The following is a 15,017-nucleotide window of genomic DNA, read 5'->3' on the forward strand; positions in this document are numbered from 1 at the left end:
TAAATTGAATTAAAATTCAAATCTTTTGTCTAATTTATTCAAAAAAACTTTAAGCTTGTAGAATTAGCGAGAAATCTTAGTTTTTTCTAGGCAAGTTGGCCTCCTTTATGGTAAAATAGTAACGATAAGAAATGAAGGAGAATCAAAATGGAATCACATTTGGTTAGAATCATCAACCGCCTTGAAGCAATGGCAAAAGACGGCGGAAATTTAAAACGTAATTTTGAACGCGAAGGAGTTGTTGTTGCAGAAGTTGCATACAGCTATGATGAAGAAAACGGCTCAATCTTTACCCTTCGTGATGTAGAAGCTCGCGAAACTTATACGTTTGACAGCATTGACTTGATTGCAATGGAGATTTACGAACTCCTTTACTAATACAAAACAAGCTGGGATTACACCCTGCATGTCTAACCAAAATCCTTTTTGTCTCACAAATAGGATTTTTTTATAGTCCAAATCCACGAAGATTTTCATTGTAACAACTTCTCAAAGCTGCAATCTTTTTACTTGCTTTACACCCCAATCCTGTTATAATGAGAGTATAGAAATTTGACTATTTTTGACCTTTGGACAGGTCAAGCTAAAGAAAGAAATGAGGTAGATGTATGCTTTGTCAAAACTGTAAAATCAATGACTCAACGATTCATCTTTATACCAATCTCAATGGAAAGCAAAAACAAATTGACCTCTGTCAAAACTGTTATAAGATTATCAAGACAGATCCTAACAATAACCTCTTTAAAGGTATGACGGATCTGAATAATCGTGACTTTGATCCCTTTGGTGATTTCTTCAATGACCTAAACAATTTTAGACCTTCTAGCAATACTCCTCCGACTCCTCCAACCCAATCAGGTGGAGGTTACGGTGGAAACGGCGGTTATGGTTCCCAAAATCGTGGATCTGCTCAAACTCCTCCACCAAGCCAAGAAAAAGGCCTGCTGGAAGAATTTGGTATCAACGTAACTGAAATTGCCCGTCGTGGAGATATTGACCCCGTTATTGGGCGCGACGATGAGATTATCCGTGTCATCGAAATTCTCAATCGTAGAACCAAGAATAATCCTGTTCTTATCGGTGAACCAGGTGTCGGAAAAACTGCCGTTGTCGAAGGTCTAGCTCAGAAAATCGTTGATGGCGATGTTCCACATAAACTCCAAGGCAAACAAGTTATCCGTCTGGATGTGGTTAGCCTAGTTCAAGGAACGGGTATCCGTGGACAATTTGAAGAACGCATGCAAAAACTCATGGAAGAAATTCGCAAACGTGAGGATATCATCCTCTTTATCGATGAAATCCATGAAATTGTTGGTGCAGGTTCTGCGGGCGATGGTAATATGGATGCAGGAAATATCCTCAAGCCAGCCCTTGCTCGTGGGGAACTGCAACTGGTCGGTGCCACTACCCTCAATGAATACCGTATCATTGAAAAGGATGCTGCCCTAGAGCGTCGTATGCAGCCTGTCAAAGTCGATGAACCAACAGTGGAAGAAACAGTCACTATCCTCAAAGGCATTCAAAAGAAATACGAAGACTACCACCACGTTCAGTATACCGATGCTGCAATTGAAGCAGCTGCAACTCTGTCCAATCGCTACATCCAAGATCGCTTCTTACCTGACAAGGCCATTGACCTCTTAGATGAAGCGGGTTCTAAGATGAACTTGACCTTAAATTTTGTGGATCCTAAAGTTATCGATCAGCGCTTGATTGAGGCTGAAAATCTAAAATCTCAAGCTACACGAGAGGAAGATTTTGAGAAGGCTGCCTACTTCCGCGACCAGATTGCCAAGTATAAAGAAATGCAAAAGAAAAAGGTCACAGACCAAGATACTCCTATCATCAGTGAAAAAACCATTGAGCATATTATCGAGCAGAAAACCAATATCCCTGTTGGTGATTTGAAAGAGAAAGAACAATCTCAACTCATCCATCTAGCCGAAGATCTCAAGTCGCATGTTATTGGACAGGATGATGCAGTCGATAAGATTGCCAAGGCTATTCGCCGGAATCGTGTCGGTCTCGGTACGCCAAACCGTCCAATTGGAAGCTTTCTCTTTGTCGGACCAACTGGTGTTGGTAAAACAGAACTTTCCAAACAACTAGCTATCGAACTCTTTGGTTCTGCTGACAGCATGATTCGCTTTGACATGAGTGAATACATGGAAAAACACAGCGTGGCTAAGTTGGTCGGCGCCCCTCCAGGTTATGTTGGCTACGATGAGGCTGGGCAATTAACTGAAAAAGTTCGTCGCAATCCATATTCCCTCATCCTTCTCGATGAAGTCGAAAAAGCTCACCCAGATGTTATGCATATGTTCCTCCAGGTCTTGGACGATGGTCGTTTGACAGATGGGCAAGGACGTACCGTTAGCTTCAAGGACGCCATCATCATCATGACTTCAAATGCTGGGACTGGTAAAGCCGAAGCCAGCGTTGGATTTGGTGCTGCTAGAGAAGGACGTACCAACTCTGTTCTCGGTGAACTCGGTAACTTCTTTAGCCCAGAGTTTATGAACCGTTTTGATGGTATTATAGAATTTAAGGCTCTCAGCAAGGACAATCTCCTTCAGATTGTCGAGCTTATGCTAGCAGACGTTAACAAGCGCCTTTCTAGCAACAACATTCATTTAGTTGTAACTGAAAAGGTCAAGGAAAAATTGGTTGACCTCGGCTATGATCCAAAAATGGGAGCACGCCCACTTCGTCGTACTATTCAAGACTATATTGAGGACGCAATCACTGACTACTACCTTGAAAATCCAAGCGAAAAAGACCTCAAGGCAGTTATGACCAGCAAGGGCAACATTCAAATCAAATCTGCCAAAAAAGCTGAAAAAATCAAAGAGAATACTTCTGAAATAGAAGATTAGAACTCATAAAAAGAACAGGAAACAAGATCTCCTGTTCTTTTTAATTCTCTTCTTGAACTTGATAGCGAAGAATTGTTTTCAATTTGCTTGACTCCGTTCGATGAAGGTTATTGAGATAGATTTCTCGGTGGAACTCCGTAATTCTTTTGAGTTTATGAAGTTGACAAAAATCTTCCATATCTGCAAAAGTCTCATTTTCTGTATCAAAAGGTCCTACATGAAGCATAGCAAGACTTAGGCCTTCTTCTATTTTTTCAAAATGAATAGCCTCATAGAGAAGATTTGGCTTCTTGATTTTCACCTCGTTCAGAGCTTCCTCAAATAGTTCTCGCGTAATATAATCGGGTTGCCCAATCATAATGCTATACGAAAGCTTACTTTTTACCAGTTCTCCTTCCTTCTCCTTTTTCCATACACCTTCTAAAGGAAAGACTGTAAAATCAGTGTAGACTTGATCCAGAGGAGCTTTTTTATACTTCATCTTTATCGCATAAGCTAAGGCATACAAAACTCCTACGCGTTCTGAAAAATCTTCTTGATTTGGATCTCCTTTACCATCAATTACGATATAAGTTTGACCTGGTATCTGTAAGATAGTGGGCCTAGCCTTGACTTGATAAAGAGCTTTCGCTTCTTTTCTCCATTCGTATTTCATTTGATTTTTCTCCTTTCTATCTCTAGTATAGCACTAAAACCCTGACATCTTTTGTCAAGGTTTATAAAGTTTTTGGATTTTTTCTACTCTAAAAAGCAGTTCCTTCCTCAGATAATCGGGATCGAGTATTTCAACCCCATCTAGATAAGACAGGAGGTAAGTATATAGACTTTCATGCTCTGGTAGGACAGTCTTGACATAATAACATCTATCTTTGCCCAAGATAATCTCATCTTCTGAAAAATCTTCATAAACCCGGAAAGCAAGCTTGGGACTAAACTTCAAGGAAACTTCGATTTGATTTGCCACTTGATCTGAACTATCAACGGAATCCATTACGTTTTTCTGCTTCACTATTGCATTTGTTAGGTGACAATTCCTAATTCTAGATAACTTGAAAAAGCGCCAGTCTTCCTTCAAACAACAGTAAGCATGAAGGTACCAATCTCTCTTTTTAAATACGAGTTTAAAAGGTTCAACTGTACGAATCGTTTTCTGACCACTCCCACCTAGATAAGTGATAACCAGTCGCCTCTTCTCTAGAATAGCATGTTTGATATTATCAAATAATTCTTTTTGACCTTCTCGCTTTCTCCAGTCAGTCAAATCTACTTCTATCCAAGGGCTGGTAGAAACTTGAAAAATAGATTCTAATTTTTCAAGTAACAGGTCTTGTCTGTCATCCGTCAGAGCTTGAATCCCTTGCAAAGCAGACAACAGTTCTATTTTTTCATTCTCCGACACAAGAGCGCGATCCAGGACAAAGTCCTTCATTAAAAAAATTCCACCTGAGTTTCCAGGAATCGAATAAATGGGAATCCCCGCCATACTTAAGCGCTCAATATCACGATAAATTGTTCGTACAGACACTTCAAATAATCGGGCTAATTCAGGAGCTGTTGTACTGCCTTTTTCTAAAAGTAGATATAGGATGCGAAATAATCTTGATTCTGCCATAAAATCACCTCCCTTTTATTATACCAGTTAAAGAAGTCCGTTTGGAGAATTTACCCCAATAAATATCGATAAAGTTAAAGTAGATTTTCTTCACAAGTTCGTTGGTTTCTTCTTGACAGCTTGCCCTTTGTCCATTATGATAATAATAACGATACTAGATAATGAGGAAAATGCAATGGCAAACCCAACTTTCGGAGAAAAGAAAGCAAATACAGACTATGTGTCACGCTATGGCGTATATGCAGTTATCCCTGATGCTGAACAAAAACAAATTGTTCTTGTTCAAGCACCTAATGGCGCTTGGTTCCTACCAGGTGGCGAAATTGAAGCTGGTGAGAACCATCAGGAAGCCCTAAAACGTGAATTGATTGAAGAGCTTGGCTTCACAGCTGAAATTGGTGCCTATTACGGACAAGCTGACGAATATTTCTACTCTCGTCATCGTGACACCTACTACTACAATCCTGCCTACCTCTATGAAGCAACTTCTTTCAAAGAAGTGCAAAAGCCACTAGAAGACTTTAATCATATTGCCTGGTTCCCTATTGATGAAGCTATTGAAAATCTCAAACGTGGTAGCCATAAATGGGCAATCCAATCATGGAAAAAACAGCATAAGATTGACTAAATTCAGCCACTTTATTCAAAAAGTGCTATAATAGAATTAGAAAATCGGAGGAAATGTTATGAAGCTAATCAATACGACAAACTCACACTCGCAACTTGTTAAAAGCCAGCTAGAAAGTACAGACGCAACCCTTGTTGAGGTCTATTCTGCAGGGAATACCGATGTTATTTTTACCCAAGCTCCGCTTCACTATGAAATCCTCATCTCAAACAAACACCGCGCTATTCGAGAACCTGAAATCGAAGCTATTCAAGAATTTTTCTTGAAACGTAAAATTGATAAGGACTCTATTGATGAGGCCAATATCAAAACCCTCTATTCAGAAAAATTAATTGGAATTTCGATTCCAACCAAATAAAATCTTGGAGAGATTAGAAAGTGCTTTGAACCTTATGGAACAAAATTAGGTTTATTTAGCTTTTTAAATCATCTCCAATTTTTTATCTATAAAATCTTGTCATACAAGATTTTGTAGATAATTAAGGAGACAAACATGGGAGACATCATATATAGAGAGGCAAGAATTGAAGAAAGCGAAAAAATTGGAAAATTATTAGCCAATTCCTTTCTTGACTATCCCTTTTTAACGATTATAACTGATGATTTGAAGAAACCTGACTCCTATCCTGCTTTTGTAGAAACGTTGCAAATTCTGCTTACTAGAGTCTATATTAAGAAGGGAAACTGTTTAATTGCGGAACAGGATGGAGACTTACTTGCAGTCGCCCTTTTGCAACAAAAAGATTTCTGTATACTATCCTATCTACGAAATGGAGGAACAAACATTTTTCGCTACATTCGACCACAAAATCTCCTTAAATACTTTGACTTTGTAAAACGTTCCAAAAAGCATTTAGAAAAATCTGGAGAGTTTGATTGGTATTTGATGGCCTTAGCTGTCAATATAGAAAGTAAGGGGCAGGGAATAGGCAGTACTTTTCTGACACAAGGGATTGAACCTTATGTCAAATCAAAAGGCTGTAAACACTTGGGACTCATAACTAGTACAGCTAGAAATGTCTCATTCTACGAAAAAAACGATTATGTATTACTGGACTTTATGGATCTAGAATACGGATCAAAATCAATTGGTAACTGGGCATTTTTAAAAACAATAAATAAATAAAAAAGATTTGGTGCTGCTTACCACAGAACCAAATCTTTTTTATTATGTTAGAAACGAATCGTCTCACGTGTTTTTTCGTATGAAGTGACAAAACGGTTGGTTACACCTGGTTCTGCAACTTCCAAAGCTTGCGAAATCTTATCAAATGAAGCATGATAATCAAATTCTTTTTCAAAAATTTCTAATGATTCATTAAAGGCTTCTTGAATTCGTTCATCAAATGAGCGGTAACGGTTCGAATACTGTAGCAATTGTTCTGTCAACGTTGCATATTGAACAATATTATAGGTTTCTTCTTCAAGTGCTTCTATATCATTTGTTGCAATTTCAAGCATCCGGTTCACAGCTTCTATATTGACCCGAGCTTCTTCTAGTTCAGCCATCAACTCTTCAGTATGGTTACTTGCTGTAAAGAACAACTGTAAGAAATTCTGAGGAATACCTGGAAGATTGCGTTTTTCCATATATCTCTTAATTGTGTGAAGACGATTAACATAAACATTTGCCTTCTGGCGAGCATTGATATCATCTTTTTCAATCTGAGCAAGACGTTGACTAACCTCAACTTGTTCATCTTCAATTTCCTTCAAAGTAGCTTGTAAGTTTTCCAAACGTTCTTCAAGGAATGAATAAGGTTCAGAATGTTCCTCTTGTTCAGAAGTTAGTTCCAATACAGATTCTTCTAAAGATTCTAACTCAGCTTGTAATCTATGAACATGACTAACATCCGTTTCAGATAGTAGGTAATTGTTACTCAATCGTTGAATATCTTCCACTAAAACAGCATTACTATCTTTCATGTGTTTCAAATATGTAGGAAGAGTTGCAACTAAGCCTTCTACTACTTTTTGAGCAGCGATTTCTCGTGTAAAGATATCATAGAGTGAATTGATTTCTTCTTGAACTTGAGTATTTTCATACTCAGCATTATCCAACTCTAATTGTGCAATATTTTCGTGGTTTTTCTTCAAAGATTCATAAAGCAATTGGAAGCGAGATTCAATATCCGTTTCAGCAAAATGATAGTTAGCATCTAAAAGCTTACGGTAACCATCCTCCAAATCTTCCAATTGATCAGGTAGCTCTTTAGATAATGTTTTTACAATCGCTGGCAGGCGGTCAACAATGTGACTCAAAGCCAAGATATGATTTTCAGCATTATCCAAAATCACAGCAGCTTCTACTGGGTCACCTGAAGTGTTCAAAGTAACAAACTGAGAAAACTCTGATTGGATATTTTCCAATTGTTTTTCGATTTCAGATAAACCTTGGCCATATTCTTCAGAATGATCAGCCACTCGGTGTTGCAACTCTTCAAACAAGTCCAAGGTATGAAGAACACGACCGCTGTTTTTAGATTCTTGTTTCTCCAAATCTGCCAAGGCATTGCGAATTGCCGCAATATCTTCTTCAATCAAGGTAATTTGGCTCTCGATTTGGTCAATTTGATGACTAGCCTTAAAAAAACGGAATGAATTGTTATAACCTTCTGCCTCGAAAAGATTATTTTCGATATCGGCAAAAGAGTTAAGAGATAGGTCAACCCATTTTTGGTTCCATTCACGGAAAGTCACTTGACTTTGTCCAATCAAGTGCATATTTTTTACAGCTTCAACTTCATCATTAACTGGAAGATTGTACAGCTCTTCTTTTTTCTCTTCTAAAATTGCTAATTTACTTTCATTGCGTTTCCGTACATAAATTGCTATAGCATATGAAATCAGCAATATAATTGCAATTGCAATTATAAGATATACTACTAGACTATCAGACATATTAAACTCCTTTTTTACTTGAAACAATCGTAATGATTATATCATATTTTTTAGACCAAGGGAACTACTTCTCCCGATTTTTTAGACATCAAGTGTACTATAGACGGCATTTTCTTCGATAAATTCACGACGAGGCTCTACTCGATCCCCCATCAACATATCAAAGATTTTATCTGCTTCTGCAGCATCATCCACAGAAACTCTAGCCATCAAGCGATGCTCGGGATCCATGGTTGTTTCCCATAACTGATGATCGTCCATTTCACCAAGACCTTTATACCTCTGAATAGTTGGTTTGGCACGACCTTCACTGTGGCGGGCTAAGGCTTCTTGGAGTTTAATTTCTTGGTCTGCTCCTGGCTGGATATATTCTTTAATCTCGCTTCCAACCTTGACACCATAGATTGGAGGTTGGGCGATATAAACATAACCAGCTTCTAGGATTGGTTTCATATAACGATAAATCAAGGTTAAAAGAAGAGTACGAATGTGGGCTCCATCGACATCGGCATCGGTCATCAAAACAAGTTTTTGGTAACGAGCTTTTGAAACATCAAATTCTGCACCAAATCCTGTTCCCATCGCTGTGAAAAGACTACGAATTTCTTCGTTAGCTAGAATCTTATCCATACTTGCCTTTTCAACGTTCAAAATCTTACCGCGGATTGGAAGAATTGCCTGAAATTCACGGTTACGACCAGATTTTGCTGATCCACCAGCTGAGTCTCCTTCGACGATGAAGAGTTCTGTTTCCGCAGGATTGTTAGAAGAACAGTCTGCTAGTTTCCCTGGAAGGTTGGAAATTTCCAAACCAGATTTTTTACGAGTGACTTCTCGCGCACGCTTGGCAGCCACACGAGCCTTAGCAGCTAGAATTCCTTTTTCTACAATGCGTTTTGCAATTTGAGGATTCTCCATAAGGAAATCAGAGAAGGCATCGCTGAAGAGACGATTGGTAATCTTGACCACTTCGCTATTTCCCAATTTGGTCTTGGTTTGTCCTTCAAACTGTGGATTTGGGTGTTTAACTGAGATAACAGCAGTTAATCCTTCACGAACATCTTCCCCTGTTAGGTTGTCTTCATTGTCTTTCAGTAACTTATTTTTACGAGCATAATCGTTGATAACACGTGTCAAGGCTGTACGGAAACCTTGTTCATGCGTTCCACCTTCATGGGTATGAATATTATTGGCGAAACTCATGACATTTTCATGGTAACCCGTTGTGTACTGCATGGCTACTTCAACCGTGATATCATCCATTTCACCATCTGTGTAAATTGGTGTATCAAAGATAACATCCTTGTTCTCGTTGATATATTCAACGTAGCTAGCAATCCCACCTTCATAGTGGTAATGCTTAGTTTGTTCTAGCCCCTCACGCTTATCTGTGATGGAGATTTGAAGACCACGATTTAGAAAGGCCAACTCTTGAATCCGTTTATTTAATTTATCAAAATCAAAAGTTGTTGTTTCAGTGAAAATTTCTGGATCCGGTATAAAGTGAACTGTTGTTCCAGTTTTATCCGTATCTCCAACCACCTCAAGGTCTGCGACAACATGACCACGACGGTATTCTTGGTAATGAATCTTACCATTTTTGTGGACATGAACATCTAATTGAGTTGAAAGGGCGTTAACAACTGAGGACCCCACTCCGTGAAGACCACCTGAGACCTTATATCCGCCACCGCCAAACTTTCCTCCAGCGTGAAGAACAGTAAAGACAGTCTCAACGGCAGGTCGACCTGTTTTTTCCTGAATATCGACTGGGATACCACGTCCATCATCAACAACTGTAATCGAATTATCTGGCTCAATAAAGACTTGAATATGGCTAGCAAATCCTGCCAAGGCCTCGTCAATTGAGTTATCAACAATTTCCCAGACTAGATGGTGAAGACCTTCTTTTGAAGTTGACCCGATATACATCCCTGGACGCATACGAACAGCCTCTAAGCCCTCTAAAACTTGAATTTGACTGGCATCATAATCTTGTGCCTGCAGATTTTTGATTTCTTCTGTCATCTTATTCCTTTTTCTTACATGTCTAATACTTGTCTTAAATTCACGATACTGGTAAACAAGTGGGTAGCTAGTCCTGCAGCTTGCCCGGCTTCGATATCAATCGGTCGATCACCAATGACAAGGCCTGAACTAATTTGATATTTTTCTCTTAAATAAATCATGGATTCAGGATCTGGTTTTCTCTTAAAGCCTGAGTTAGAAGTCACCACTTCTGTAAAATAAGCTGCTATAGAGGTTTTTTCTAAAATTTCCAAGACCTGATCATTTCGATGAGAAACCAAAAAATGACGGCCACCTTGATTGGAGATATCTTTCAATAAATCAGAAACTCCATCAAACAAAATCGGATGTTCAAGCTCTCTGGCTTCATTTTCCTTATATTTTTCTAAAAAATTCTCTAAGTTGGGAGCGAATGTCTCAATCGCAAAATCAGTAGAAACCTTTAAAGCCTGATAGACACTGTCATGGTCTTGTGTGATGCCATACAATGCCAATGTTTCAACAAATGCAGCTGTTGAAGTTTCGTAATTATCCAGTAAAGTTCCACCTAAATCCCAGATATAATCGTGATATTTCATACCCTTCATTATAGCATTTTTTTATGAAAAAAGCGATGATTTCCCTGAGTTTTCCACATAAAAAACGAGAGTTTGACTCCCGTTTTACTGATTTTTACCAAAGACATCTCGATAGAGCATTCCTGTTCGTAAAGTCTCTGCGTCTCCTCCTAATTGCTCCACCAACTCGTAGGCAAAGGCAAGGGCTGTTGAGGGGCCTCGACTGGTTATCAAATGACCATCTACCACTACTGTTTCCTTTACATATTGACCATCAAAGATTTGCTCTTGAACGCCATCATAGCAAGTGTACTGCTTGTTTTTCAATAGCCCTGCTTGATTGAGGGCAATTGGCGCCGCACAAATGGCTGCCAGTTTCTTCCCTTCTCGTTCAAAGCTTTGCAACTCTTGAATCAAGGCCTGATTATCGCGCAAATGTGCAGAACCAGGCATACCTCCAGGAAGAACAATCATGTCATAGTCTGATAAATCACCATCAAAAACACGGTCTGCACTTACTTGGATTGCATGCGAACCCGTCACTTGCTCTTCAAAACCAACCATATCACAAGTAATATTTGCACGACGCAAAACATCCACAACTGTCAAAGCTTCAATTTCTTCAAAGCCCTGAGCCAACATAACTGCTACTTTTACCATGATTTTCTCCTTATTTGATTTGTTTTAATACAACCTTTTTCCGTTTGAATGGAACTTTTCCGCTCTTTTCTTCAGCTAGATTAGTCTGGTAACTCATCGATAAAAGCAAGCCAACACCGATTAAATTACTGATAATAGCCGATCCTCCTTGCGAAATAAAAGGCAAGGGAATCCCAGTCAAAGGAAGCAAACCTGTCACGGCACCGATATTCTCAAAGATATGGAAGAGTAACATCATAATCAAACCTGTGGAAATATAGGTGTAGAACTGATTATTTGATTTAAGAGTAATCTTCAACATACGATAAATCAGCATGAGATAAAGGGCAATAACAAGGACAGAGCCAATAAAGCCAAAATCTTCTGCGATAACCGTGAAAATCATATCCGACTCTCGAACTGGAATAAGCAGATTCGAAGCATTAAACCCTTGTCCAAATAAGCCACCGCTTCCAATGGCAATCTGTCCTTGAGCCTGTTGGTAAGTGGTTGTTTGGGCAAAGTCAAAAGGATTGAGCCAAGCCAAAATACGGTTGATTTGGTAGGTCGGCATTCCCAGTTGATGGAGAAAAGCCCGACCGTCCTTGCTGATAAAAATAGCTAAGAAACCAGCAATTCCTGTTACAGCAGTCACAAATACTGGGATAATAATTTTCCAAGAAACCCCCGATAATAAAACGATTCCTGAGAAAATAGCCACAAAAACCAAAGCCGTCCCCAAGTCACTTTGAAGTGCCAAAAGAACTAGGACTGGAATGGTAAAGAGAATCATCCAGAAAATCAACAAGAAGTCCAGCGGAACTGTGCGTCTCCATTCCTTATGTTTTTTGGTAAACTGGACAATCACACGAGCCAACATGAGGATATAGGATATCTTCATAAATTCTGACGGCTGGAACAAGGTAACACCATTTACCGATACCCAGTTTTTGGCACCTGTTGATGCAACTAAGCTTGGATTATAAAAGACGATAGGTAAAACCATAAGTCCCAAGCCTAAAATATATAGAAAGGGTGTAACCTTCCAAAGAAATTCAGTATTAAAGAGCATGACCACAAAACCAATCACAAGCCCCAAGGCGATCCAGGCGACCTGCTGCCCTAAAATGGGCAGAATATTGTTTGGATAATCATGACTAACAGCTATATAAATAGCCACCACGCCGATAACCAGTAGGAAAAATACTGGCAGGAGCAAACTATAATCGACTCTAGAGTCGAGAGAACGTTTCATATATACTAACCTTATACTTTCATACAATACTATTTATCAAAGTTCATTTAAAAATTTATCAATAGCCTCATCAACTTCGGATTGAGAGACGGTTTTAACAATCGCTTCTTTTGCTAGAGAAGTCACAATTTGTTTGCCATATCGCTTTCCGACAATTCTCCTATCCAAAATCAGAGTTAAGGAACGTTGGTGTTCACGTCTCATACTTCTTCCTAAAGCCTGTTTTAAACGAATAATGGCCATTGGCAATTGATAATCATAAAAGGCATTTTTCCCTTCTTGAATTAGTTCCTGATTGATCTTTTTCGTCAAGGGTTCTTGGGGGTTTTGGAAAGGAAGTCTTGGTACAATTTGAATCACAAAAGAATGACTTGAAAAATCAACTCCCTCCCAGAAACTTGCTGCACCTAGCAGGATTTGTTGTTCACCTTTTTCAAAGCGTTTCTTAAGCTGATGAACATCCCCATTTTTATACTGAGCCAAATGACTAACTGGAAGTAAATCCGATACTGCTAGAAGCATGTCTTTAGAAGTAAAGAGAACTAAAATCGGTTGCTGGAAATCTTGAACATCCATCAGCAAATCAGCTACCTCTTTGGCGTAGACTTCTAAGGAGGTTTCTGTTACTAGAGGAAAATCTTTGACCAAGACCACTTCTTGATCCTGTTTTTTACAAGCTTCAATCTTAACAAATTTAGCTTCGGGATAGCCTAACAGGTCTGCCAAAGAAACTCTCTGACTAATCTCAAGAGTAGCCGACACTCCCAAGACTTGACATGAATTAGGTACTAAAGAAGATAGGAGAATACGTCCTGATTTCGTAGAGGAAATTTGAATTTTCTTTTGACTCGTTTCAATTGCTTCAAGCCAGTAATCTCGGTCAGCTGTAAAATAGCGAACCAGCTCCTCAAAGTCTTCTACTTCTAATTCTGAAAAATACTGGTGGAGATTGGTCAGAGAATCCAAGATATTTTTCCTAGATTTTCCAGACTGAAATTGTTCTATCAAGTAGAGGCACTCAAAGCGAATACTTTCTAGTATTCGTTGTTGGACCTTATTTTGCTCCTCCAGTAAAGCCTTATCAAGCAAATCGATAATAGACTGGACATCGTAAGTCTCTTGAAGCAGATTTTCTAGAGCTAACAAAATCTTTTGAACTTCATCAATAATCAATAAACGGTCACTGACAAATTCAGGATTATCTTCCAGTCTAGTTACAAGATAGGCATGATTGGTCACTAAAAGCTTGCAGGTTTGTGCCTTTTCTTGACTACGTTTCCAAAAATCTTCCGTCACAAATAAGCTTTGAGATGATAAATTCCCGTCATGACGAAGGTCTGTTAGAAAATGTTGGTAACGGTAGAGTTGCCCAATTTCATCCAAATCTCCTGTCTCTGTCTCAGTCAGCCAGATCAAGAGTTGCATTTTAAAGCGTCTAAATAAGCGATTTTCATCATTTTCCTGCAAGGAACGATAAAAGGCATCCAACTTCAGATAATTGTGTGGTCCCTTTAAACTATGAATATCTATATGGAACACTTCCTTGAGACGTTTACCTTCTTCTTCCATGATTTGATTTTGAAGAATCTTTGTCGGAACGCTAAGGACAATCTGACGCTCTTTGGCTTGAGATAAAGCGGGTAAGAGATAGCCATAGGTTTTCCCAATCCCTGTCGATGCTTGAATCAGAGAGACAGGCTCATCTTTCAATAGCAAGCCAACCTCTTTAGCAAAACTTTCTTGCTCCTCCCTCACTTCAAGATTTAACAGAGAAATATTTTTAGAAAAATCTTGGGATAGTTTTCGTGGCTCCAGGGGAGCTCCAGTTTTCTTGAAATACAGTCCTTGAACTTCGACCAAGTCTGGTGAACTCAGGATAGATTTGTTTCGATAAATTTCTTCAATAAGCAGGTAGGACTCGTATAGGAGAGCGTCAGCCATTTCCAGCAAGCGTTCCAAGAGACCTTTAGGAAGCTGGGCCATCTTTTCCCGTAGAAATAAGAGTAATTCCGCAGTAGCTTGGGCATCTGAAAGGGCTGTGTGAGCGTGTTTTAGAGGAATTCCTAATTCTCGACACAATATCGGCAAGCTATATTTTTCCAGTTCAGGGAAAAAGACCTGAGCCAATTCGACCGTGTCAACACGAGGATTTCTTAGTTCATAGCCTTCAAAAAATAAATTTTCCGCCAAGAGATTAGCATCAAACTGAACATTATGGGCTACAAAAATCCCGTCCTCCACCAAGTCAAAGATTTTTCTAGCAACTTGCGAAAAATCAGGTGCTTGCGCCAGACGTTGGTCTGTCAATCCTGTCAGTTCTTTGATATGAGCATCCAAAGGTTCATGTGGATTGACATCTGTCGTATAGTGATCAACGATTTTTCCGTCCTCAATCACAACAATTCCCACTTGGATAATTTTAGCCTTACTACCTGTGCTAGTTGCCTCTAAATCCACCACAACATAGCGATTACCAATCATTTTCATTATAAAAAATTATACCAAAAAAAGGGCCATTTGG

Annotated in this window: 13 protein-coding genes; 5 read left to right on the forward strand and 8 right to left on the reverse strand. The window is 39.0% G+C overall.

The genetic code is table 11. The features are described from left to right. Positions 1-147 precede the first annotated feature (147 nt). Complete coding sequence (locus QMQ21_RS01985) at positions 148-378, forward strand: DUF1797 family protein (RefSeq protein ID WP_261020079.1); 231 nt, start codon at positions 148-150, stop codon at positions 376-378. Between the two features lie 230 nt (positions 379-608). Further along, entirely contained in the window at positions 609-2,876 is a 2,268-nt protein-coding gene (locus tag QMQ21_RS01990; RefSeq protein ID WP_284521263.1) for an ATP-dependent Clp protease ATP-binding subunit, read from the forward strand. A 40-nt stretch (positions 2,877-2,916) separates the two neighbouring features. Here the strand turns inward: QMQ21_RS01990 and QMQ21_RS01995 are convergent, their stop codons facing one another. Together QMQ21_RS01995 and QMQ21_RS02000 are read right to left on the reverse strand one after the other, a co-directional pair. Next, a complete protein-coding gene (locus QMQ21_RS01995; RefSeq protein ID WP_033686687.1) occupies positions 2,917-3,531 on the reverse strand; it encodes a GyrI-like domain-containing protein in 615 nt (204 codons plus the stop codon). Between the two features lie 54 nt (positions 3,532-3,585). After that, positions 3,586-4,488 (reverse strand): helix-turn-helix transcriptional regulator, encoded by a 903-nt coding sequence (locus tag QMQ21_RS02000; RefSeq protein WP_033686689.1) that lies wholly within the window; start codon positions 4,486-4,488, stop codon positions 3,586-3,588. 175 nt (positions 4,489-4,663) lie between these two features. On the opposite strand from QMQ21_RS02000, the gene QMQ21_RS02005 reads away from it, so the two are divergent. From QMQ21_RS02005 to QMQ21_RS02015, 3 genes are all read left to right on the forward strand, one after another. Then, entirely contained in the window at positions 4,664-5,116 is a 453-nt protein-coding gene (locus QMQ21_RS02005; RefSeq protein WP_020902950.1) for an NUDIX hydrolase, read from the forward strand. Positions 5,117-5,174: 58 nt separating this feature from the next. Next, complete coding sequence (locus tag QMQ21_RS02010; RefSeq protein ID WP_000767189.1) at positions 5,175-5,474, forward strand: DUF1827 family protein; 300 nt, start codon at positions 5,175-5,177, stop codon at positions 5,472-5,474. Positions 5,475-5,609: 135 nt separating this feature from the next. Next, on the forward strand, positions 5,610-6,242 hold the full coding sequence (locus tag QMQ21_RS02015) for a GNAT family N-acetyltransferase (RefSeq protein WP_024057987.1): 633 nt from the start codon (positions 5,610-5,612) through the stop codon (positions 6,240-6,242). A 47-nt stretch (positions 6,243-6,289) separates the two neighbouring features. Here QMQ21_RS02015 and ezrA read toward each other — a convergent pair whose 3' ends face one another. The 6 genes from ezrA to QMQ21_RS02045 form a co-directional block, all read right to left on the reverse strand. Then, entirely contained in the window at positions 6,290-8,017 is a 1,728-nt protein-coding gene (ezrA, locus tag QMQ21_RS02020; protein WP_001285178.1) for a septation ring formation regulator EzrA, read from the reverse strand. A gap of 81 nt (positions 8,018-8,098) precedes the next feature. Beyond that, positions 8,099-10,045 carry a DNA topoisomerase (ATP-hydrolyzing) subunit B gene (gyrB, locus tag QMQ21_RS02025; protein ID WP_000134056.1) on the reverse strand — a complete coding sequence of 649 codons (1,947 nt, stop codon included), beginning with the start codon at positions 10,043-10,045 and terminating at the stop codon, positions 8,099-8,101. A 14-nt stretch (positions 10,046-10,059) separates the two neighbouring features. Beyond that, positions 10,060-10,623, reverse strand: coding sequence for an HAD family hydrolase (locus tag QMQ21_RS02030; RefSeq protein WP_004239328.1), 564 nt, complete (start codon positions 10,621-10,623; stop codon positions 10,060-10,062). Positions 10,624-10,707: 84 nt separating this feature from the next. After that, entirely contained in the window at positions 10,708-11,262 is a 555-nt protein-coding gene (locus QMQ21_RS02035; RefSeq protein WP_023946435.1) for a DJ-1 family glyoxalase III, read from the reverse strand. A 10-nt stretch (positions 11,263-11,272) separates the two neighbouring features. Beyond that, positions 11,273-12,496: an FtsW/RodA/SpoVE family cell cycle protein gene (locus QMQ21_RS02040; RefSeq protein ID WP_000830666.1), complete on the reverse strand. Its 1,224-nt coding sequence runs from the start codon at positions 12,494-12,496 to the stop codon at positions 11,273-11,275. 36 nt (positions 12,497-12,532) lie between these two features. Next, complete coding sequence (locus tag QMQ21_RS02045; protein WP_261813811.1) at positions 12,533-14,983, reverse strand: bifunctional DnaQ family exonuclease/ATP-dependent helicase; 2,451 nt, start codon at positions 14,981-14,983, stop codon at positions 12,533-12,535. Between the last annotated feature and the right edge of the window lie 34 nt (positions 14,984-15,017).

This window comes from Streptococcus bouchesdurhonensis, from assembly GCF_948472335.1.

What these genes read in the sequence shown, in the direction of transcription:
- QMQ21_RS01985 (WP_261020079.1), top strand. Translation starts at nt 148, where the DNA reads ATGGAATCACATTTGGTTAGAATCATCAACCGCCTTGAAGCAATGGCA.
- QMQ21_RS01990 (WP_284521263.1), top strand. Translation starts at nt 609, where the DNA reads ATGCTTTGTCAAAACTGTAAAATCAATGACTCAACGATTCATCTTTAT.
- QMQ21_RS01995 (WP_033686687.1), bottom strand. Translation starts at nt 3,531, where the DNA reads ATGAAATACGAATGGAGAAAAGAAGCGAAAGCTCTTTATCAAGTCAAG.
- QMQ21_RS02000 (WP_033686689.1), bottom strand. Translation starts at nt 4,488, where the DNA reads ATGGCAGAATCAAGATTATTTCGCATCCTATATCTACTTTTAGAAAAA.
- QMQ21_RS02005 (WP_020902950.1), top strand. Translation starts at nt 4,664, where the DNA reads ATGGCAAACCCAACTTTCGGAGAAAAGAAAGCAAATACAGACTATGTG.
- QMQ21_RS02010 (WP_000767189.1), top strand. Translation starts at nt 5,175, where the DNA reads ATGAAGCTAATCAATACGACAAACTCACACTCGCAACTTGTTAAAAGC.
- QMQ21_RS02015 (WP_024057987.1), top strand. Translation starts at nt 5,610, where the DNA reads ATGGGAGACATCATATATAGAGAGGCAAGAATTGAAGAAAGCGAAAAA.
- ezrA (WP_001285178.1), bottom strand. Translation starts at nt 8,017, where the DNA reads ATGTCTGATAGTCTAGTAGTATATCTTATAATTGCAATTGCAATTATA.
- gyrB (WP_000134056.1), bottom strand. Translation starts at nt 10,045, where the DNA reads ATGACAGAAGAAATCAAAAATCTGCAGGCACAAGATTATGATGCCAGT.
- QMQ21_RS02030 (WP_004239328.1), bottom strand. Translation starts at nt 10,623, where the DNA reads ATGAAATATCACGATTATATCTGGGATTTAGGTGGAACTTTACTGGAT.
- QMQ21_RS02035 (WP_023946435.1), bottom strand. Translation starts at nt 11,262, where the DNA reads ATGGTAAAAGTAGCAGTTATGTTGGCTCAGGGCTTTGAAGAAATTGAA.
- QMQ21_RS02040 (WP_000830666.1), bottom strand. Translation starts at nt 12,496, where the DNA reads ATGAAACGTTCTCTCGACTCTAGAGTCGATTATAGTTTGCTCCTGCCA.
- QMQ21_RS02045 (WP_261813811.1), bottom strand. Translation starts at nt 14,983, where the DNA reads ATGAAAATGATTGGTAATCGCTATGTTGTGGTGGATTTAGAGGCAACT.